The sequence below is a fragment of the Vibrio sp. 1402 genome (assembly GCF_033340275.1).
Genome location: NZ_JAWOWE010000171.1, coordinates 1 through 810, shown reverse-complemented (window position 1 = coordinate 810; position 810 = coordinate 1). Strand labels below are relative to the sequence as shown.

At 46.0% G+C, this 810-nt stretch carries 1 pseudogene; it reads right to left on the bottom strand.

Going from position 1 to position 810, the window contains the following annotated elements:
* Positions 1 to 810, bottom strand: a pseudogene (locus tag R7044_RS24880) (ribonuclease E); the annotation flags it as partial.

The following is an 810-nucleotide window of genomic DNA, read 5'->3' as shown; positions in this document are numbered from 1 at the left end:
AGGTTCAATTGCTTTCACTGCTGTTTCTTCTACTTGCTCATCGGCAAGTTGATCTTTAACACGAACAGATTTGTTCAGTTTGCGACGTTGACGGCGCTCTTTGACTTTCTCTGTTTTCGCGTTTGCTTTCGCTTTATTCTCTTCAGGCTTCACTTCTGAGCGAGCTTCAGCCGCAAGTTGCAAGCCTTTTTCCGCTACTTTCGCGTTTGCTTTCGGCTCTTGAGCTTTTTCAGCTTGTTGAGGTTTTGGCTTACGCTTCTGGCTACGGTTTGGTTGCTGTTTGTTTGCAGGCTGTTGAGCTTCGTTTTGCTCATTAGCTTGCTCTTCACGAGGCTTACGGCGACGACGGTTATCACGGTTTTCACGACCTTCGCGGTTATCGCGTTGGTTGCTACGACGACGGTCGTTGCGATCGCGTTTGTTGCGCTTGTTGTCGCGGTTTGATTTCTTCTCTTCTTGTTTTGGTTCTTCTTTTACTTCTTCAGAACCACCAAATAGGAAGCTACCTAGTGCTTTAAACAAACGGCTGAATAGGCCAGGTTTTGCTTCTTGCTCTACTTCTTTCTTCTTCGCTACCGGCGTAGGTTTAGAAACAGGAGCTGGAGCGGTTTGAGCTGGCGCTGCAAAGCCCTTAAGAACTGGCTCTTCGATTCGCTTAGGTTTGATGTCTGTTTCAGAAGGTTCTTTACCTTCTGCTTCTTTCATTGCTTCCAACTTCTTAGGAAGTAGGTAAGAAATTAAATCAAACTCTTCACCTTCGCGTACGCGAATTACTTCAAAGTGCGGTGTTTCCATGTCTGAGTTAGGAAC